Annotated in this window: 14 protein-coding genes, 1 tRNA gene and 1 other RNA gene; 8 read left to right on the top strand and 8 right to left on the bottom strand. The window is 60.9% G+C overall.

What is annotated here, in order from left to right; all coding sequences use genetic code 11:
- The first annotated feature begins 369 nt into the window (after window positions 1-369).
- Window positions 370-1,773: a hypothetical protein gene (locus tag NZ585_03600; protein ID MCS7079119.1), complete on the top strand. Its 1,404-nt coding sequence runs from the start codon at window positions 370-372 to the stop codon at window positions 1,771-1,773.
- Window positions 1,774-1,812: 39 nt separating this feature from the next.
- Window positions 1,813-2,256: a hypothetical protein gene (locus NZ585_03595; GenBank protein MCS7079118.1), complete on the top strand. Its 444-nt coding sequence runs from the start codon at window positions 1,813-1,815 to the stop codon at window positions 2,254-2,256.
- 284 nt (window positions 2,257-2,540) lie between these two features.
- Here the strand turns inward: NZ585_03595 and NZ585_03590 are convergent, their stop codons facing one another.
- On the bottom strand, window positions 2,541-3,029 hold the full coding sequence (locus NZ585_03590; GenBank protein ID MCS7079117.1) for a MerR family transcriptional regulator: 489 nt from the start codon (window positions 3,027-3,029) through the stop codon (window positions 2,541-2,543).
- A 142-nt stretch (window positions 3,030-3,171) separates the two neighbouring features.
- Between NZ585_03590 and NZ585_03585 the strand changes: the two genes are divergently transcribed.
- The 5 genes from NZ585_03585 (at window position 3,172) to groL (ending at window position 7,931) form a co-directional block, all read left to right on the top strand.
- The gene (locus NZ585_03585) at window positions 3,172-3,687 is read left to right on the top strand and encodes a hypothetical protein (GenBank protein ID MCS7079116.1); all 516 of its coding nucleotides are present in this window, start codon (window positions 3,172-3,174) and stop codon (window positions 3,685-3,687) included.
- A gap of 68 nt (window positions 3,688-3,755) precedes the next feature.
- Window positions 3,756-5,009, top strand: a complete 1,254-nt coding sequence (gene fabF / locus NZ585_03580; GenBank protein MCS7079115.1) for a beta-ketoacyl-ACP synthase II — start codon at window positions 3,756-3,758, stop codon at window positions 5,007-5,009.
- A gap of 39 nt (window positions 5,010-5,048) precedes the next feature.
- Window positions 5,049-5,729, top strand: coding sequence for a DUF1361 domain-containing protein (locus NZ585_03575; protein MCS7079114.1), 681 nt, complete (start codon window positions 5,049-5,051; stop codon window positions 5,727-5,729).
- A gap of 128 nt (window positions 5,730-5,857) precedes the next feature.
- Window positions 5,858-6,181: a co-chaperone GroES gene (groES, locus tag NZ585_03570; GenBank protein ID MCS7079113.1), complete on the top strand. Its 324-nt coding sequence runs from the start codon at window positions 5,858-5,860 to the stop codon at window positions 6,179-6,181.
- Between the two features lie 121 nt (window positions 6,182-6,302).
- Window positions 6,303-7,931: a chaperonin GroEL gene (gene groL / locus NZ585_03565; protein ID MCS7079112.1), complete on the top strand. Its 1,629-nt coding sequence runs from the start codon at window positions 6,303-6,305 to the stop codon at window positions 7,929-7,931.
- A gap of 149 nt (window positions 7,932-8,080) precedes the next feature.
- Here groL and ssrA read toward each other — a convergent pair.
- The 7 genes from ssrA to NZ585_03530 all read right to left on the bottom strand — a co-directional run bounded on the left by ssrA (window position 8,081) and on the right by NZ585_03530 (window position 15,906).
- Window positions 8,081-8,447, bottom strand: a transfer-messenger RNA (tmRNA) gene (gene ssrA, locus NZ585_03560).
- Between the two features lie 113 nt (window positions 8,448-8,560).
- Complete coding sequence (locus NZ585_03555; GenBank protein MCS7079111.1) at window positions 8,561-9,982, bottom strand: D-alanyl-D-alanine carboxypeptidase; 1,422 nt, start codon at window positions 9,980-9,982, stop codon at window positions 8,561-8,563.
- 82 nt (window positions 9,983-10,064) lie between these two features.
- On the bottom strand, window positions 10,065-11,507 hold the full coding sequence (tldD, locus tag NZ585_03550) for a metalloprotease TldD (GenBank protein ID MCS7079110.1): 1,443 nt from the start codon (window positions 11,505-11,507) through the stop codon (window positions 10,065-10,067).
- Window positions 11,508-11,534: 27 nt separating this feature from the next.
- The gene (alaS, locus tag NZ585_03545) at window positions 11,535-14,165 is read right to left on the bottom strand and encodes an alanine--tRNA ligase (GenBank protein ID MCS7079109.1); all 2,631 of its coding nucleotides are present in this window, start codon (window positions 14,163-14,165) and stop codon (window positions 11,535-11,537) included.
- A gap of 165 nt (window positions 14,166-14,330) precedes the next feature.
- The gene (trxA, locus tag NZ585_03540) at window positions 14,331-14,657 is read right to left on the bottom strand and encodes a thioredoxin (GenBank protein ID MCS7079108.1); all 327 of its coding nucleotides are present in this window, start codon (window positions 14,655-14,657) and stop codon (window positions 14,331-14,333) included.
- 176 nt (window positions 14,658-14,833) lie between these two features.
- Window positions 14,834-15,790, bottom strand: coding sequence for an ABC transporter ATP-binding protein (locus tag NZ585_03535; protein MCS7079107.1), 957 nt, complete (start codon window positions 15,788-15,790; stop codon window positions 14,834-14,836).
- Between the two features lie 39 nt (window positions 15,791-15,829).
- A tRNA-Glu gene (locus tag NZ585_03530) sits at window positions 15,830-15,906 on the bottom strand.
- A gap of 184 nt (window positions 15,907-16,090) precedes the next feature.
- Here NZ585_03530 and smc point away from each other — a divergent pair.
- Window positions 16,091-19,876, top strand: coding sequence for a chromosome segregation protein SMC (smc, locus tag NZ585_03525; GenBank protein ID MCS7079106.1), 3,786 nt, complete (start codon window positions 16,091-16,093; stop codon window positions 19,874-19,876).
- Window positions 19,877-20,460: the final 584 nt, after the last annotated feature.

Below are 20,460 nucleotides of genomic sequence, written 5' to 3'. Positions count from 1 at the left end.
CAAAGCGCCGTGTTCACAGACTCTGGCCGCTGAAGCGTTTCCGCTTGCTTGAGTGCGGCGACGCCCCAGTGTGAAGTGCGTCAACGGTTTGGCGGGCTAACCCCTCACTACAGGGTCCCGGAAGACGCACTAGCCTAGCAACAGCCTATTAAAACAGGTGACCGGCGGTTGTCTCATTGGGGATTGGGAAGAGTCGGGTTGGAAGACAGAACGCGCCAAAGCGCCATGCGTATCGCAAACCACTTGTGACGGAACGCCTTGCGCCGTTTGGGCGGGCGGTATATGTCTCGCTGGTGTCTGCAAAAAACCGGAGCGTGGGTATATTTGGGAAGAATGGTTTTGTTTGACGGGCGTCGAAGTTCCAACCGCATGGCCGGCAGGATGCGCCGGCACTCGCTGACGTTGACGCTGATGCTGTGCGCCGCCAGTTGCCTTATCGGCGGCTGCGCCACGCCGCCGCCACGCTGGACGGAACTGATTGAAAAAAAGGAAATCGCCGACTTCGACCGATCAGCCTGCTCACCGCCCACTGCCGCTCCTGCCAGCGATGACCTGATTGTTTATCTTGACGGCAGCGCCAGTATGCGCGGCTACGTCAACCCTAAGGGCGCCAGCGCCTACCGCGAGACCCTGCGGCTGCTGACCGAGGTTGGACCGCTGTGCGAGCCAAAGATGCGCATCCAGTTTCGGAAAGTCGGCGGAACAGTCGACCCGCCGAAGCCTTGGGAAGCGCTTGCGCCGTCTCCCGACAGGGAGGACTTTTACACGTTACCGGAGACCGACTTGGCTGCGGCTGTCCGTACCTTTAGCGTCAACCTTGAAGGCAAGCGCACTGGGCCGCCGCCGCGCATGCACATTCTTGTGACGGACGGCGTACAGTCGCTTGGCTCGACGCTCGCCACAAACTTCCGGGACGAATGCCTCAAGCTGCTCGACGGCGCAGACGGTCGTCCGCCGTGGCAGGCAACCGTTTTCGGCGTCCGCAGTCAGTTCAACGGCAAGGTGTACTCCGAAGTTGACCGCTCAACCGTTGTTACCTACCAATCGGAAGAGGATAAAGCTACTTGGCGGCCGTTTTACCTGATTGTCTTTTCCAGCGACGGTGTTCGGCACAACGACAACGTCGCCCGTTTACGCCGTGAGCTGACCAAACTGGAAAGCAAGCCGGAAGTTCATGAACTGCCGTTGTCGGCGTGTTTCACCTCAGGCCCACCGGAAGTCGAGGTGAAGGGCGATGAAGCCGGAGAAGGACTCGGGCCGCGCGTGGCGCGCGTCAAGCATAAGCGGGCGGATGCGCCGCCAACCTTCAACATTCAGATTGGCCCCGACAAGAACCGCCGGTTGCTCATCGCCATCCGCCCGGCTTGGTCAGAAGCGGCGCTTAGCGCGGCTGACGCTGTTCAGTTGGCGGAGATGCTTGATTGGGACGTTACGCCGGTTTACCCGGCGCAGGAAGCGCCGGGCATAGGCTATCCTCTACTGACTGACCTTCAGGTCACAATGAAAAATGGCCTTGTGATCGCCTCACTCCAGCCACAGTGGGAAAGCAAAACCAAAAAACCAGCGTGGCGCATTTTTCGCCTAACAGGGCGCTTAAATCCTAAGAAACGGCTGCCGGCCTGGCTTGAAGCTTGGAACACCCGCGACGACCGCACCATCGCGCAGGCGAATCGAACATACAACCTGCTGGCGACATGGCAAGGGTCTTGGGAACGGTCGCCGATTGGGAAGCAATTCGTCGCCGACGTTTATCTTGCCGTTGGGCCAAAGTAGCATGGAGGCTTTCATTGGTCGTGGCGAGGACGTTTGGGTATGGCAGGGTTGGAAGCCGATTGGTTGATGGAACAGCTGCGGCGCGGGCTGCCGGAGGTACTCATTCAGTACTTTGTCAGCGATACTAGCGACAGTGAGTGGCAAGTCGTCGGCGACAAGTGGTTTCTCTACCTTGTCGCCGTTGCGCTGGTGTGTACGCTGGGCATGCTGGGGGTGAAGTTTCTCCGTAAACAAAGCGCGCCCAACCCGCAGGCACGCAACTGGTCGCTGGGGGAAACGACCGGGTTTATTTGTCTTGGCTTCATTCCGCTTGTGGCGCTGTGCCTGATTGGTTGGAAGTTTATCCTACGCAACGCCGCCGTCATTGGCGGATACGGGCTGATGGTGGGCGTCGCGTTTGGGATTGTCCTCTACGCAGCGCTGATGCTGCTAGCGCACGCTATCAGCCCCTGGCGACGCGACCTTTACCCCAGACGGTGGTAAACAGGCAGGGCGTCCTTTGCGCCTGACGGCGAAGGGGGAATTGCTTCGGAAACAACCAAAAACGAAGCGGCGCTCAAAAGGGCTTCACAGCCCTGCCGGGCGAGGCGAACTGTGCGCCCGGCCGGCGTCAAGCCCTGTCGTCAGGCTCTCGACAAGAGGGGCGCGCTCTACCACAACCCTTACTTTGTTCCGAGATGGGAAGCTGATGTTTTTTGTAAAGGCGAAACATCCGACTCCAGCGGTGGTAAGGCACGGGGTCAACCAATGTGCCTCTGAGGGTGGGTCTAACTAGCCTCAGTACGCAGCAGCGCCAGAATCTCTTCCAAACCGGCGCGAACCCGCCGCAGCGTCGCAAGGACTTCAGCCGGGGGCAACGCTGGCGGCGTTTCCGTTGCGGCTTCGCCGGACGGGACAGCGCCTCCTGCCTCGGCTGGACGCTCCATCGGAACAACTTTCAGTCGGTTGGCGGCGGCGCGTTCCGCCGACAGCCGTTTCTTAGCGCCAGCGATGGTAAAGCCTTCGTCTTCTCGTAGGGACTTGATGCGCAGGGCGATTTCAACATCTTTACGCCGATATAAACGCTGTCCAGCGGGGCTCTTCTGCGGCGCGAGTTGCGGAAATTCCTGCTCCCAGTAGCGGAGAACATGCGGCTCAACGCCAACAATTTCGCACACTTCGCCGATTTTGAAGTACAACTTGTCGGGAATGAAAACCTTTCCGCGTGGCGTCTCGACGGTATATACAGTTTTTCGACCTTCGGAAGAGTACGCCATACTCGAACCTCGCGGCGCGCAAAAGGAATGAAACGCTGAGCGTGCTCTGCGATGTTAGGCTTCGTCCTTGTTGTGCGTCAACGATTTCAAATCACGAGACCACCGTTCGTGGTGCAAGCAACCAAAAGGTGAACAAACCGGCATGCTTGATGAACCAGCTTACATATACGACGACGGGACACACACAGCTGAAGTCGGTCAACTCCAGGCGTTCTTTCTTGGACTTCAGGTTGAGTGCCAGGTTATTAATGTCGCCGAGGATGAAGCGGCGCGCCGCGCAACGGCCGACTGGACGGAACAAGCCTCAGAGGCGTTTCCCATCGTACGCATCGGCGAAAAAATCCGTGCGCTGTTTTTCCGAGCGAAGCCTGACACGTTAGCGCCGGCCTATGCGCCGGGTGTCGGTACGCCGTTGACTAGTCAGCCTGTTACGGTTTACAGCGCGACTTGGTGTCCCGATTGCCGTCGCCTTGAAGGCTATCTCGACGCCATCGGGGCGGCTTACGAAAAGATTGATATTGAAAACACTGCCGGCGCACCGGAGCAGATCATACGGTGGAGCGGCGGCCGGCGCGTCGTCCCAACGGTCAGGATCGGCGACGCTGCTCTACTTTTCAACCCCGGTCCGCAAACGCTGGGACGGCTGTTGGGCTTTTAGTCGTTTCCCGCGCGCCTTGCCAAAGCAAGGTGTAAGGCGTGCGGCTGTTTTCGACCTTTTAGGCAGGTATGAACACACCCCCCCTGAAAAAAAGACGTGTCGTTGTGACCGGCATTGGTCTTGTCACGCCGATTGGCAACACACGTGAGGAAAACTGGCAGGCGTTGATGGCTGGTCGTTCCGGGGCCGGGCCGATCACCCGCTTCGACGCGAGCGGTTATGACGTTCGTTTCGCGGCGGAAGTCAAGAACTTTGATCCGCGCCAGTACTTCGATGCGCGTGAGGTCAAACGAACCGCTCCGTACATCCACTACGCTGTCGCCGCCGCCGAAGAGGCGTTGGCGGACAGTCGGCTGGATTTATCCCGAATTGACCGCCGACGGTGCGGCGTTTATGTCAGCAGCGGCATCGGCGGCTTCAACGTCATCGAGCGTGAACACGCTCGCCTGCTGGACAATGGCCCGCGGCATATCTCGCCGTACTTCATGATTGCTTTTCTGGTCAACATGGCTGCGGGTTACATTTCGATCCGGCATGGCCTGCAGGGGCCAAACGGCGCCACAGCGACGGCTTGTGCGGCCGGTGTCCACGCCATCGGCGAGGCGTTCCGCATCATTCAGCGCGGCGAAGCCGATGTCATGGTGTGCGGTGGGACGGAAGGCGCCATTACGCCGATGGGCGTCAGCGGCTTTTCGGCTGCAAAGGCGATGTCCACCCGCAACGATGATCCACAACGCGCCTCGCGCCCCTTTGATGCGCATCGAGATGGTTTTTTGCTGGGCGAAGGCGCAGGCATCTTGGTGCTTGAGGCCTATGAGCATGCCATCGCGCGTGGGGCGACGATGTACGCCGAGTTAGTCGGTTATGGCACAAGCGGCGACGCTTACCACATTACCGCGCCGGCGCCGGAGGGCGACGGTCTGTACCGGATGATGCTTGCTACTCTCCGGGACGCTGGCGTCGCCCCGGAACAAGTGGATTACATCAATGCGCACGGCACTTCAACGCCGTACAACGACAAATTTGAAACCATCGCCATCAAGCGGGCGTTCGGGGAACATGCCTACCGGCTGGCCGTCAGCTCCACGAAGTCTATGACCGGTCACACGCTTGGCGCGGCGGGCGGGATTGAGGCCTGCTACAGTGCGCTAGCAGTAGCGCGGCAGGTGATTCCGCCGACCATTAACTATGAGACGCCCGATCCTGAATGCGACCTGGATTACACGCCAAATGAGCCGCGTCCGGCGACGCTCAACTATGTGCTGTCTAATGCAGCCGGGTTCGGCGGCACCAACGGCGGCTTGCTGTTCAAGCGCCTGTAGCAGCGCGCGAACAAACCGGTGAGGGGGAAGCGTCCGTTGATGCGACCGCTCTCTCTGTGCTGGGGACGCCTGTCGCTCACCTTGGGCGCACTAGGCTTAGCTGCGGCTTGGTGCATCGGGCTGGTATACCTGCGGTGGCGGCTGACTGACAGCCCACAGTATCTGTTTCTAGCATGGAACCTCCTGCTTGCGGCGATTCCGCTGGGGTTCGCCCTGTGGTTGTCGCGCATTCGCCGAAGAAGTGTTGGGCTGGCGGTGCTGGCCGGATGGCTGCTGTTTTTCCCCAACGCCCCGTACGTCATAACGGACTTCATCCACTTGTCGCCGTCCAGACACACGCTGCTCTGGTTCGACGTGCTACTGCTCGCCTCGTTTGCCGTTGTCGCGCTGTGGCTGGGACTCGTTTCACTGCATCTTGTTCACGAGTGGGTCGCGGCGCGCTTCTCGGTTGCGGCCGGTTGGTTCGCAGCGATTGCGGCTTGTCCGCTTGCCGGGTTCGGCGTCTATCTGGGCCGCTATGGGCGGTGGAACAGTTGGGATGCGCTTTGGCGCCCAGCGGCGTTGTTGGCCGACGTGGCGACGCTGGTGACGACGCCGGCGGCGGCGCGCGCCGGAGGCATAACGCTCGGTTTCGCCGGTTTCCTACTCGTAACGTATGTTGTTTGGCGGGCGCATGGCGGGTCGTGCTCGGTGCCATCCGACGCGGCGGCGCGCCGGTGACGCGCGGGCCTTGCGCCCGCCCTCTTGACAGCCCGACAACGAGCGTGTTATTAGCACTCACCGAGCGCGGGTGCTAATCCGCGTTGCTATCATACGTCGAATCAACATTTAGGCAAGGAGAGCAGAATATGGCTGTGACGATTCGTCCGCTTTATGACCGCGTAATCGTCAAACGTGTCGCCGAAACAGAGCAGGTGCGCGGAGGTATCATCATTCCTGATACAGCCAAGGAGAAGCCACAGGAGGGTGAAGTCATTGCCGTCGGCAACGGGAAGTTGCGCGACGATGGCAGCCGGACACCGCTAGACGTGCAGGTTGGTGACCGCGTTCTGTTCGGTAAGTACTCTGGTTCGGAAGTCAAGATTGACGGTGAAGAGTTCCTCATCATGCGGGAGGATGAGATTCTGGGCATTATTGAGAGCGCGGGTAAAGGGAAAGCTGCAGCCAAGTGATTGGTTCGACGCAACGGGCAAGTTCACACGTTGAACTTGCCCGTTTGAGTGTTTGGATGCAGTTGCCCTAACCCAAAGGGATTTTGATCTTCTAGGAATACGTATCGAGGAGTAAGTACGTATGGCGAAGCAAATCATTCACGGTGAAGACTCGCGGCAGGCCATTTTGCGTGGCGTCAATCAACTGGCGGAAGCTGTCAAGGTTACACTTGGCCCAAAGGGCCGCAACGTTGTGATTGAGAAGAAGTTTGGCAGCCCGACTATCACAAAGGACGGCGTAACAGTTGCCAAGGAAATTGAACTCAAGGACGCGCTGGAGAACGCTGGCGCGCAAATGGTGCGTGAAGTCGCTTCGAAGACCTCGGATGTCGCGGGCGATGGTACGACGACGGCGACGGTGTTGGCGCATGCCATCTTCCGCGAGGGGGCGCGGTTGGTCGCCGCCGGTCACAACCCAATGGCGCTCAAACGCGGGATTGACCGGGCGGTAGACGCGGCTGTGGCGCGCATCAAAGAAATGTCAAAGCCGGTGAAGGGCGAGGCGATCGCTCAGGTCGGTACGATTTCAGCCAACGGCGACAAGCAGATTGGCGAAATCATTGCCGAAGCGATGAAAAAAGTCGGCAAGGATGGCGTCATCACGGTTGAAGAATCGAAGTCGCTTGAAACGACGCTCGAAGTCGTCGAGGGGATGCAGTTTGACCGTGGCTACCTGTCGCCCTACTTTGTGACCGACGCCGAGCGGATGGAAGCGACGCTGGAGAACGCCTTCATCCTCATTCATGAGAAGAAGATCAGCGCGATGAAAGACCTGCTTCCGCTGCTTGAGCAGGTCGCGCGGCAGGGCAAGCCGCTGTTGATCATTGCGGAGGATGTGGACGGCGAAGCGCTGGCGACGCTAGTGGTCAACAAGCTGCGTGGGACGTTGCAGGTCTGTGCGGTCAAAGCGCCGGGCTTTGGCGACCGACGCAAGGCGATGCTCGAAGACATTGCCGTACTCACGGGCGGTCAGGTCATTAGCGAAGACCTCGGCATCAAGCTTGAAAACGTCAAGATTGAAGACCTTGGCCGTGCGAAGCGCGTGACGGTTGACAAGGACAACACGACGATTGTCGAAGGTGCCGGCAAGCCTGAAAAGATCAAGGCCCGTGTCGAACAGATTCGCGTCCAAATTGAGAACACAACGTCCGACTATGACCGTGAGAAGCTCCAAGAACGGCTGGCGAAGCTGGTTGGCGGTGTAGCGGTCATCAAGGTCGGCGCAGCGACGGAAACGGCACTGAAGGAGAAAAAGGCTCGTGTCGAAGACGCGCTGCATGCGACGCGCGCGGCGGTTGAAGAAGGCATCGTGCCGGGTGGCGGCGTCGCGCTCCTGCGGGCGCAGAAGGCGCTTGAAAACATCGAGCTGGGTGAAGAGGAAGAGCGCTTTGGTGTTCAGATTGTCCGCCGGGCGCTTGAAGAGCCGCTCCGCCAGATTGCCATCAACGCCGGCATGGAAGGCGCGGTTGTCGTCAACCGTGTGGCAAGCGAGAAGTCGGAAAACTTCGGCTTCAACGCAGCGACCGGTGAGTTTGAAGACCTTGTCAAGGCCGGCGTCATCGATCCGGCGAAGGTGACGCGCACGGCGCTTCAGAACGCTGCTTCCATTGCGGGCTTGATGCTGACGACGGAGGCGCTCATCACTGAACTGCCTGAAGAGAAGAAGGCTGGTGGCGCTTCAGCGGGCATGTCAGGTATGGGTGACTACTAATCTGCAGCGTCTCTGGTTTCCGAGGCGACGCCAACCGGCGTCGCCTCATTTTTTTGCTGGCGGCGGCAAAACCCAACGGAAAGCCACCTTCGTTTTGGGGTGCCGGTAAAAAAATAAAACCCCGACGCGGAGCGCGTCGGGGCGGCGTGTGATGGAGATGGAGGGAGTCGAACCCTCGTCCGCGAACCTTCGGCGGTGGAGCCTACGTGCGTAGTCGCTTCCGTTAGTCTCGTACTTGGCCGCCGGAACAGCGACCTGAAGCGGCGCAAGCACCAGCCCGGTGCGCTCTCACGGTTATCCCCCGGACACAGGACAACCGCCAGCCTGTGAACGTCACGCCCGCGTCATTTGGCACAGGCGACCAAATGGGCGGACGGCTCAGCCGTGATTAAGCGGCGAGAGCAAGTTCCTGCGTTTCGGCAGGTATTGTTTTCCACGCTTTTTGACGAGCGGCATGGTCGCCCGGCACGCCTCACACGCGCCTCATACTGTCCACGTCGAAACCATAACATCCCCAAAGACTCAAAGAGCTGCGCCCCTAGCGGGCGAATGCGTTTAACTATACCACAATCTTGTCAACTGTGTATCGGCAAGTTTGCGCGGAGCGCACTGCGCCAGCGTTCTTGCTATTAGCGAACCAACGCAGCCGTTCGTACGGCAGCGCTTTCTGCGACAACAGCGTCCTCACACAACGACGGCGACATTTCCGAACCTAACGCCAACGGCAACGCTCCGCCGCTATCGGCTGCTACCATCGAGATGATCTCCTCCTGCAATGGACGCAAGTTGTGCGGCGAGCCGCGCTCCAAAATGGCGAAAAACAACAGCCCACGCTTTTGCGTGTACACAATGCCCGCCAACGCGCTTGTCGAAGACAACGTGCCCGTCTTACCAATGACCGTCCCCACCAAGTCAGGACTGGTGAAGCGGCGCTGTAATGTTCCACTGTCAATCCCGGCAATCGGCAACAGCTCGCCTAGCGAGATTTTGCGTTTTCCGAGCCAGTTGACGGCGTACCGCATCAGCTTGACCGTCGCGCGCGGCGTAATGGCGTTGTGGCCAAGCCCGGAAGTCGTCTGTAAGTACACTTCCTGCGGCGGAATGCCAACCTTCTCAATCAAGTATCGCCGGACGCCCGCCGCGCCGCCCACCCGTGCGCCGACCACATGCGTCATCTCATTGTGGCTGTAGGCGTTGATGGTCTTGAGAATCTTCAGCAGCGGCGAGGAACGATACTCCAGCAATGGTCGGCGGGGCGTTGTGTAGTCGTCGGCGAGCGCATTGCCAGGTTTAATCGAAATGCCCTGATAGTCCGTTATCTGGCTGAACGCTTTGAGACTTCGCACGGCGTTCCAGAGGGCCTCTGTTCTTGGCGTCCAGCGGCTCCGATCCAAGGCGACAAGAATTTCATGACCAATCACGGCCGGCTGCGACCGCATGTTGAGTAACACGCCCGACCCAATCCGAATGTTGCCCTGAACGTGACGCACGCCAATTTCACGCAGCTTTTCGCCGATCAGAAAGAGACTTTCCGTCGCAAACGACGGGTCATTTTCCCCGCTGATGACCAAATCGCCCATCAACGTCCCCGTCGCCCAGTCTATCGCACCGGTGTAGCCAATCCGCGTCACGTAGCGGTAGTCCACACCCAACGCCTCCAGCGCCGCCATCGAGGTCATTACCTTGGTCACCGACGCTGGGTTGTACAGCACGTTCTCATTGATGTTAAGCACCGGCGTGCCGTCCAACGCCTCAAAGTAAATGCCGTGCGTCTGCACCGACCGCGAAAAGCTCAACAGCCGCGCCGTGACCAACTCCGGCAGGGTCAGCGGGGTTGGCGGCGGCTGAACCTCCTCCGCCGGTGCCGCCGGGCCGCCGGCATTGCCACGGGCTTCGCTGCGCACTGCCCACACCCTCGGCGATTGTCGCAGGTCGTCATTGGTCAGGACGCGAGGACGCTGCTGCGCCCACAGCGGGGCAGTTAGGAAGCCGCAAACACCCCACAGGACAAGCATTACTCGGAATGGGTACTTCAAGACCGGACTCTTCATGGTCGAAGCCTTTCTCACGATGCGTTTGGATTGTGCCCGACTGGAACCCGGCGCGTAGCCGCCGGACAGAAGAAACCAAGTATTACCGCTGGGTACCGCCGACTGTCATCTCCGAAATTTTGATGGTCGGCAGACCAACGCCGACCGGCACACTCTGTCCGTCCTTCCCGCACGTACCGACGCCCAAATCGAGCGCCAAGTCGCACCCGACGGCGGTGACTTTCGTCAGGACATCCGGGCCGTGTCCGATGAGCGTCGCATCCTTGACCGGCGCGGTGATACGCCCGTCTTCAATCAGGTACGCTTCACTGGCCGAGAACACAAACTTGCCGCTGGTGATGTCCACCTGCCCGCCGCCGAACTGGACGGCGTAGAGGCCCCGTTTCACGCTGCGAATGATGTCCTCCGGCGTTTCCGTTCCGGCCAGCATGTAGGTGTTCGTCATGCGCGGCATCGGTATGTGGCGGTAGCTTTCACGCCGGCCATTGCCCGTCCGCGGGACGCCCAGCAGCTTGGCGTTCAAATAGTCGTTGATGTAGCCGCGCAGAATGCCCTTCTCAATCAGCACGGTACACGAAGTCGGGTGGCCTTCGTCGTCCATATTGAGCGACCCACGACGGCCGGGCAGCGTGCCGTCATCCACAATCGTACAGGCTTCGCTCGCCACCCGCCGGCCAATGAGGTCGGAAAAGGCCGAAGTCTTCTTGCGGTTAAAATCGGCTTCAAGGCCATGCCCAACGGCTTCGTGCAGCAGAATACCAGGCCAGCCCGGCCCCAGCACCACTTCCATTGGGCCGGCCGGAGCCTCAACGGCGTCAAACTGCAACACCGCTAACCGAACGGCTTCGCGTGCCAGCGCCTCCGGCGCAAGGTCGCCTTCCGCAAACATGTCAAACCCACGCCGCCCGCCGCCGCCAGCGCGGCCGGCGCGCAGTTCGCCGTCCTGATCGGCAATGCATGTCACACTGAGGCGGGCGAGAGGTTGAATGTCGCCGGCCAGCGTCCCATCGCTTGCCGCGACCATGACCACCTTCCACTCGTCAGCCAAACTGACTTGCACTTTCTGAATCCGGCGGTCGGCGGCGTAACATCGTTCGTCAATGTCCCGCAGCAGTTCAATTTTGCGTTCAATCGGCGTTTCGCTCACCGGCGCGTCCAGCGGATACAGGTCGTGCGCGGCGGCGCGCGCAGCAACAGCGACCGGGGCTACCGTGCGGTTGGCGTCGCGGGCGATACAGGCAGCCGTCTGGGCCGCCTGCCGAATGCTTGCCGGCGTGATGTCGTCGGTGTAGGCGTAGCCGGTTTTTTCGCCGACGATGACGCGCACCCCGACGCCCTGCGTCACTGCCCGATTGGCTGTTTTGATGAGCCGTTCCTCTAGATTCAGCGAGTTGGTGCGGCTGTATTCAAAGTACAGATCGGCGTAATCGCCGCCGGCCTCCAGCGCTGCGTCCAGCAGGGCGTTCAGGTCGTTTGTGGTCAGTCCATAGCGGGTCAGAAAGAAGGTGATCGCGTCGTGGCTCATGCGGTGCACTGCTCCGGTGGTAAGGAATCAGCCAAGGAGACGCTCAACGATCCCCGGCGTCGCTTCCAAGGCAGCGGGCAATTTCGCCGGGTCCTTGCCGCCCGCTTCCGCAAAGTCGGCGCGGCCGCCGCCGCCGCCGCCGACCAGCGCCGCTAGTTCGCGGACAAGGCGGCCGGCTTGGAGTCGGTCGGTGAGCGCATCAGCGACCCGTACGGCAAGGGAAACCTTACCAGCGTTCCGCACGCCGATCACCACCACGCCGCGCCCCAGCTTGCCTAACAGATGCTCCGCCAACTGTCGGACACCCGTCTTGTCGAGGTCAGTCGTCTCAAGCGCCAGCACCCGTACGTCACCCACGGTTCGCGCCTTTGCCAAGGCCTCTTCGGCGCGCTGCTGCGCCAGCTTGAGTTTGAGATTTTCGATTTCACGTTCCGCCTGCCGTAGCGTCGTCTGGAGTTTTTCCACTTGAGCCGGCAGGTCGCCGACATCGCCCAGTCTAAACGCCACCGCCAACTCGCCCAGAAGGCGTTCGTCGGTTTGAAATCGCTCAAACGCAGCCTCGCCGGTGACGGCGACAATGCGCCGGACGCCGGCGGCGATAGAGCTTTCGCTGATGATTTTGAACAGCCCAATGTCGCCTGTCGCGGTGACATGCGTCCCACCGCAGAGTTCCATGGAAAAACCAGGTACTTCAACAACGCGCACCACATCGCCGTACTTTTCACCGAATAGGGCTATTGCGCCGGCCGCTACGGCCGCGTCGAGCGGCATTTCGCGTTTGGTGAGCACAGCATTGCGCCGAATCTGGGCGTTGACAAGGCGTTCAATCTCGGCGATTTCATCGGCCGACAGCGCCGCGTAGTGGGTAAAGTCAAAACGCAACTTGTCCGGCGCGACTTCGCTGCCGGCCTGTTTGACATGTGCGCCGAGAACCTCGCGTAGCGCGGCGTGCAACAGGTGGGTCGCCGAGTGATTGAGCATCGTCCGCCGCCGGCGGTCGGCGTCCACCGTTGCCGTGACGCGGTCGTTGGGACGGACTTCGCCGCGTAGCACTTCAACGCGGTGGACGATCAGGCCGGTCACGGGCGCGACCGTATCTGTCACGCGCAACGTCGCCCCCTCGTTTTCCAGCAGACCCGTATCACCAACTTGACCGCCGGACTCTGCATAAAACGGGGTCTCATCCAGTACGACTTCGCCGGTTTCACCTTCGCGCAGGGCGTCCACCTGCTCACCCTGACGGATAAGGGCGCGGATGCGGACATCGGGGAGCGTTAGGTGGTCGTAGCCGCGAAAGACCGTTGGGTTGCCGTCCAGTGCGGCTTGATAGGCCGGTGCGACAGCCTTGGCGGCGCCGCCTTTCCAACTTTCACGCGCACGGGCGCGCTCTTCCGCCAGCGCCGCCTCAAAACCGGCTTCATCTACGCGCAAGCCACGCTGTTCGGCAATGTAAGCGACCAAATCCAGCGGCAATCCATAGGTTTGGTAGAGGTCAAAGGCGTCCGCCCCGGACACCACACCCTGTACGGCGCGCTGAAAGGCTTCATCCAGTCGCTTGCGTCCAGCCGCCAGCGTGGAGGAAAACAACTTTTCCTCGGTGGCGACGACGCGGGCGATAACCGACGACTGAGTTTCAAGCTCAGGAAACGCAACAGCCATGTGTTTGACGACAAAGGCTGTGATGTCGTGCAGAAAAGCACCTTCAATGCCAAGGCGGCGGCCATGCCAGATGGCGCGGCGCATGATTTTGCGCAGGACGTAGTTGCGTCCGGTGTTGCCCGGATAGATGCCGTCGGCGACGGCGAAGGCCGTTGCTCGGGCATGGTCAGCGATAATGCGCATGGAAACGCCGTCGGCGCTGTCGTAGCGGTAGTCTTTTCCGGCGCGGGCGGCAATGTGCTCAATGATGGGCAGGATGAGGTCAGTATCGTAGTTGCTCTTCTTACCCTGCAAGACCGAGGCAAGGCGTTCCAGTCCGGCGCCGGTGTCCACAGACGGCTTCGGCAGCGGCTTGAGCGTCCCGTCAGCGCTACGCTCAAACTGCATGAAGACCAAGTTCCAGATTTCAATCGTGGTGTCGCCGGGGCCGTTGACGTATTCAGGGCGGTTGTCGGCCAGATCATCGCCTAAAAAGTAGTGGATTTCCGAACAGGGGCCGCAGGGGCCAGTGTCGCCCATTTGCCAGAAGTTTTCCTTCTTACCAAAGCGCAGGATGCGGTCGGCGGGCGCTCCGATTTTCCGCCACAGCGCGAAAGCCTCATCGTCGTCCTCATAGACGGTGAACCACAACCGTTCCAACGGCAGCTCGAACTCGTGCAGCAGTAATTCCCACGCGAAGGCGATGGCTTCTTCTTTGAAGTAGTCGCCAAAGGAAAAATTGCCCAGCATTTCAAAAAATGTGTGATGCCGGGCTGTTTTACCAACTTCGTCCAAATCATTGTGTTTGCCGCCGGCGCGGATGCACTTTTGGGAGGAAGCAGCGCGGGTGTAATCACGGGTTTCCAGCCCCGTGAACACATCCTTGAACTGGTTCATGCCGGCGTTGGCAAACAGCAATGTGTCATCCGGCGGCAGCACCGGCGAACTTTTCACGATGCGGTGGCCACGCCGGGCGAAGTAATCAAGAAACCGATGGCGGATGTCGTGTCCAGTCAGCATACAAGCGGCTTCAGGCAGGCAAGCCGGGGGTTGAATCCTCCTCGAAAAACATTGAGAGGCGGAGGCGACAACGTCGCCTGGCAGGAACCTCAAAGATCACGCATTTGGCATGCTCAAAGCCAGACGACGTTTCGCCAGCAGCGACCAGCCAACCAAAGGGGGGATTTATATGTGCTCATCAATCATTCGAGCAATCCTGTCCTTTGGGTATGCGCCCGTCAAACGGCTTGTCTCCCTACCATTTTTGAACAGAATCAAGGTCGGAATGCCGCGAATACCGAAGCGAACCGATGTCTGGTTGTTTTCGTCTACATTAAGCTTTCCTACTCGAACACGCCCGGCGTAGTCCTTCGCCAAAGCCTCAATGGTTGGGGCCAGCATCCGGCAGGGGGCGCACCACGCCGCCCAAAAATCCACCAGCACTGGATGTTCGGACTGCAAAACTTCACGCTCGAAGTTGCTGTCCGTGATTTCAATGACGTTGCCGCCCATGAGAGTTCCTCCAAAAGAATGAGTTCATTGTTCCGTGACGTCTGTGCATGCCTATCGAGAAAACCTGGCTGGCCGATTACTACCACACGCCTTTTGTCTTGCGCCAACCACGAACGTCATATTGTTGGGGCGCAATTCCGATGCCTGCAACCCTCATCGCCATCCCTAGAAAGCCCTTAGCGCCGGCGACAACGCACAGCATGGCCTTGTACGGCGTCGAGCGTCCTCAAAGCGATGTCTCCTTGGCGGCAGTCCGGCTCAACTTCCGGGCAACGCGGCGCAAAGGCGCAGCCCGGCGGGAGTTCGGTCAGTTTCGGGACGCTGCCCTCAATGGTCGGCAGACGGCTCTCCCGCCGACCAAGCCGTGGGACGCTGGCTAACAGCCCCTGAGTATAGGGGTGCTGCGGTCGTGTGAACAGCGTCTCCACCGAAGCCGCTTCAACAATCCGCCCGGCGTACATTACCGCCGCGCGGTCGGCGACCTGCGCTACAACGCCCAAGTCGTGCGTGATGAGCAGGACGCCAAGATTGCGTTCGCGTTGCTGGACGGCAATTAGCTCCAGAATCTGCGCCTGAATGGTGACATCCAGCGCCGTCGTTGGTTCATCAGCGATGAGCAACTGAGGGTTGCAGCTGAGCGCCATCGCAATCATGACGCGCTGCCGCATGCCGCCGGATAGCTCATGCGGATATTGTTTCGCCCGCCGCGCCGGATCGGGAATAGCGACCGACGCCAGCGCGTCCACGGCCTGCCGCCACGCCTGCCGCGCCGACAACCCCTTGTGTCGCCGCAGGGCTTCGGCAATCTGCTCGCCGACGGTGAAGACTGGGTTGAGCGAGGTCATCGGGTCCTGAAAAATCATCGCCATTTGCGAGCCGCGCAGCGCCATCCAGTCCGCCGCTGTTCGCAGGTCACGACCGTTGAACTGCATGCACCCAGCGACAATGCGCCCCGGCGGCGACACCAACCCCATGATCGACAGCGCCGTTACGGACTTGCCCGAACCGGATTCGCCGACCAGCGCCAGCGTTTCGCCGCGCTCAATGACGAACGACACATCATCCACAGCACGAACGACGCCCGCCGGCGTTGGGAAGTAAGTCCGCAACCCTTCAACGACCAGCAATGGCATGCCAACTTTTGTGGGAAGGCGAGCGGCGGCGAGGATGGATGGTACCGCTAACGGGGCTCGAACCCGTACTCTCCGCCGTGAGAGGGCGGCGTGTTAACCAGTTACACCATAGCGGCCCACAGGTAGCAACTATACGCCGAGCGCTGGTTTTCGCCAAGCCGGTCGCGAAGGCGGCCCGGTGGGCGAGTGGGCTGTGATTGACAGCCCGCCGCCGCAACCTTTAGTGTCCGTCGTCGCTTAAGAGCGCATATCTTGCGTTTGGTGGCGCAAGTTCCCCGCTTACATGCATACCGTTTCGCCATGCTTCGCCTCAATAAGCTCGAACTACGTGGCTTCAAAAGTTTCTGCGACGCTACGCAGATTGTCTTCCACGAAGGCGTCACGGCTATTGTTGGCCCAAACGGCTGCGGCAAAAGCAACATCGTGGACGCCATTGCTTGGGTGCTAGGTGAACAGTCGGCCAAAAATCTGCGCGGCGGAAAGATGGAAGATGTCATCTTCAACGGTACACGCAATCGGAAACCGCTCGGTATGGCCGAAGTCTCGCTGACGTTGACGGCGGTGCAGGATTTGGTCGAAGGGCGACCCGTCGCCGACCCGGACGACGATCCAACGGCCGCGCTGGCCGCCGCCAACGAGGCCGCACATGACGAAGCCGTACAGGACGACCGTGCGCCGGATGCAACACGCCGTCGCCGTCCGCTCCATCTACCGCGTTTGCTGGCGGGTGAAACAATCACCATCAGCCGGCGGCTTTACCGCAGTGGCGACAGCGATTATCTGATGAATGGTCGCCTCTGCCGTCTGCGCGACATTCAAGACTTCTTCAGCGGGACGGGTTTGAGCCGCGCCCACTACGCCATCATTGAGCAGGGGCGCATTGGGCAAGTGCTCTCCTTAAAGCCGCAGGATCGGCGTGCGCTGATTGAAGAAGCCGCCGGCATCGGACGCTTTAAGGCTAAGCGTCACCAAGCTGAACTCAAGCTTGAAGCCACCCGCCAAAATCTCGCACGGCTGGACGACCTCATTGGCGAAATTGAGCGTTCCATCGCCAACCTCAAGCGCCAAGCGCAAAAGTCGCGCAAGTTCGTCGCCCTACGTGAGGAACTCCGCGCCGCCCAGCGCCGATACTTTGCGCTGCTGTGGACGCGATTGCAGGCAAGCCGGTCCGCGGCGGCAGAGACCTGCGCTGCGCTCTATGCCGAGCGTGATCGGCTCGCAGCCGAACTTGCCCGTCTGACGGAAGCCGTCGCCGCCGCCCGTGAAACAGCCCGCCAGGCCGAAGAGACCCTCAACGCCGCGCGACAGACCGCCGCCGCCGCTGAAATTGAGCGTGACCGCTTACGGCACACCGGAGCGAACCTAGAAGCCGAACTAGTTCGCATTGACGAGCGCGACGCCGAACTCGCCACTGCACTTGAGCAAACGCAGCGGCGGCGACGGCTCATCGAGAAGGCGCTGGACGCCTCTAGAGCCGGCAACGACCAACTGGTGAATGAACTGGCGCGGCAGGAGCGTGAGTTAGCGTCCGCTGAAGCGCGTCATCGCGAGCTGGGAACGGCGCTGCGGGAGGCCGAAAGTGCGTATGAGGAAGCCCGCCGCCGGCACCTCCTCCATCTGACGCGCGCCGAACGCCTGCGGCATCAATCGGAGCAACTTGCCGAAACAGACACCCGCCTGTCCCGTCAGTCGCAATCGCTCAAACAGGAACGGCAACGCGCAACGGAACGCCAAGCACAGGCACAGTCCGAATGTGCGGCAGCGGAACAGCGTCTTACTGAACTTGAACAACGCTGGGCTGCCGTCAAAGCCGACGCCGACGCTGCGCAGGCCGAACTCGACGCCATGGACGCCACCCAGAAACGGTTACAGGAGCGCTTGAGCGAGATGCGACGGGCGCAGCAACGCGCCGAAGACCGTCGTCAAGCGCTTGAAGAGCTTGATCGCCGCCACGCCTACTATGCGGAGACCGTTCGCGCCCTGCTGGAGCGGGCAAATGACATCGCCGGTTTTCATCCGCTCGGCACACTGGCCGATTTCCTAACGGTTGTGGAGGGCTACGAGTCGCTTGTGGAAAACGTCTTGGGCGACACCCTGCAAGCGGTCGTTGTCCCTACACCGGCGTCTGCCCGCGCGGCGGCCGAGTGGCTGACGAAGGCTCAGGTTGGACGGGTGACGCTGCTTGTCGCCGGCGTGCAGGGTGGGGCCGACGGCACATCCGGTGTGGCCGCCGCCAAACCGACTTCGCCTCCGACGCGCCTATGGGACGTGCTGGGCGTCCCGGAGCATTTGGCGCCAGCTTTCCGGCAGGCCTTTCCGGAATTGGCCGACGCCGTCCTTGCGCCGTCGCTTGACGCTGCATTGGAGGCCGCCGCCGATGCGCCGGTACCGTGCCTGATTACACCGGCGGGTGAGCAAGTCAGCGGCGGCGTCCGACTGACGGCCGGCGGCGGTGCGGCGAAGAGCATCTTGCGCGTCAAACGCGACATCCGCGCCCTGAAAGCTGAGGCTGTGGCGCTGGCGAAAGACATCGCCCTCCTGATGCAGGAACAGCAACAGATGGAGGTTCGGCGAACAGCAGTCGCGGCCAACTATGCCGCGCTAGACGCCGAACTGCGCCGTTTGGAAACTGAACGCGCCGCCCAAACGGTAGAACTCGGCCAGCGCCGCCGCGAGGTGGAGCGCGCCCACCAGCACCTCGCCGTCATTGCCGTCGAGCAGCGGCAACTCGCCGCCGAAGCCGAACAGCTTGCGGCCCGTCGGACGAAACTAGAAGCAGAACTCGCAGAAGCCGTCGCCCAGCGTGAAGCCGCAGAACAAGCGGTTCTGACCGAACAACAGCGCGCAGCAACGCTTCGCCCGGCGGTCGAAGCCGCCGCGCAAACGCTGGCGGAGCATCGTGCGCAGGCTGCAAGCCTGCTGGAACGCCGCCGGGCGGCGGAGAGCGAACTACGTCGTCTGGAGCGCGAATGGCGCGAACTCGATCAGACCTCCGCCCAGCTCACACTCGAACAAACCGCGCTCCAGACGCGGCGCACCGACGTTCGGCGGGCACGCGCTGATGTGCAGGCGCAAGAAGCGGCGGCGGAGACGGCGTTGGGTCGGGCGCGTTGCGCCGTTGCCGCAGCTGAGTCCAATCTCACAAACTGCCGCAATGCATTAGACGGTCTAGAAGCCGAACTGCGGGGCGCACAGGCGGCGGAACGCGATGTGCGCGACCGGCTGTCCGTCGCCGAACTGGAGGCTGCCAAAATCGTCGCCGAACTCGATTACCTTGCTCGTCACTGCCACGCCGAACTGGGCTGCACGCTTGAAACCCTCCCACCGCCCGCCGCCGAAGGACCGTCGGAAGCGACGCTCGCAGAAACTATCACGGCGCTCAAAGAGGCGATTGCCGCGCTCGGCTCTATCAACATGCTCGCCGTGGAGGAACTCGCTGAAGCTGAACAACGCTACGAGTTTCTAACGGCGCAACGGACTGACGTTCTTGAATCACTGGCCGCAACGGAGGAAACCCTGAAGGAAATTCGCCGCCGGACAAAACATCGCTTCCGTGAGGCCTTTGAGCGCATCAACGCCTACTTTGCAGAAACCTTTCAGGAGTTGTTCGGGGGCGGACGCGGAGAAATGCTGCTGATTGAGCCGGACGACCCACTAGAGTCAGGTATTGATATTGTGGCTCAACCGCCGGGCAAGCGGTTGCAATCCGTTCTACTGTTGTCCGGCGGCGAGAAGGCGATGGCAGCGATAGCGCTTATTCTGGCTATCTTTCGCTATCGGCCGAGCCCGTTTTGCGTCCTCGATGAAGTGGACGCCCCGCTTGACGAAGCCAACATTGATCGCTTTACGGAAAAGGTCCGCGCCATGGGCCAGCACACGCAGTTTCTCATCGTGACGCACAACAAACGAACCATGGAAGCCGCCGACTCGATTTACGGCGTCACGATGCCAGAGCCGGGCGTCTCAAAACTGCTTTCCGTGCGATTTGACGACAAACCTTCCGTTGCGCCCGCCGCGACGGATGCCGCCGACGGCTCAGATTCCACAACCGACATCGACGCCAACGCACTGGGCGTCGTCGGCTGACGCTGGGCGTCACAGGTACACACCAGCGACGAACCGAGCGCCGGATGGAAGCCGTTGCAGCCGCTGACGGAAGCGGTAACGCCCACGGGGGTGGTCGGCGGCGCAGCTTCCAAGGGTGGCGCAGCTTCGAAGCGCAGCGCGGCGGCGCGCTGTGCCTCGGCTTTGGCCTGAATTTCACGCAGCCCGCTGGCGACAAAGGCCGTGGCCATTTTGTCCATCCGGTCGGTGACGACACGCGCAATCCACTGTTCACCAAACAGTCCAGCCAGCGGGTGGATGTCGTGCGCGCGCGGCCGCCAAACGCACATAAACAGCCGTACGTCAGCGTCCGTCGCGCCGTTCGGATTGGGGCGCACCTGGACGTCGCACTGAAAAAAGTCCGGTGAACCTTCGGCGGCCGAGTAGGCGATCTCGCCAGTCGCTGGATTGACTCGCCGGTACATGACAAACTCCCACGTAATGGGCGCGACAATCGGTACGCGGACGCAGAACCGCCAGCGCGTCACGTCGTCGCTGTCGGCGACCGGCGTAATCTGTTCAATAATCGGCATGTGCCGCGCAAAACTGCGTGGGTCAGCGAAGAA

This window comes from Chloracidobacterium sp. (genome assembly GCA_025057975.1).
GTDB lineage: Bacteria > Acidobacteriota > Blastocatellia > Chloracidobacteriales > Chloracidobacteriaceae > Chloracidobacterium.
This window is presented reverse-complemented; position numbering and strand designations above follow the sequence as displayed.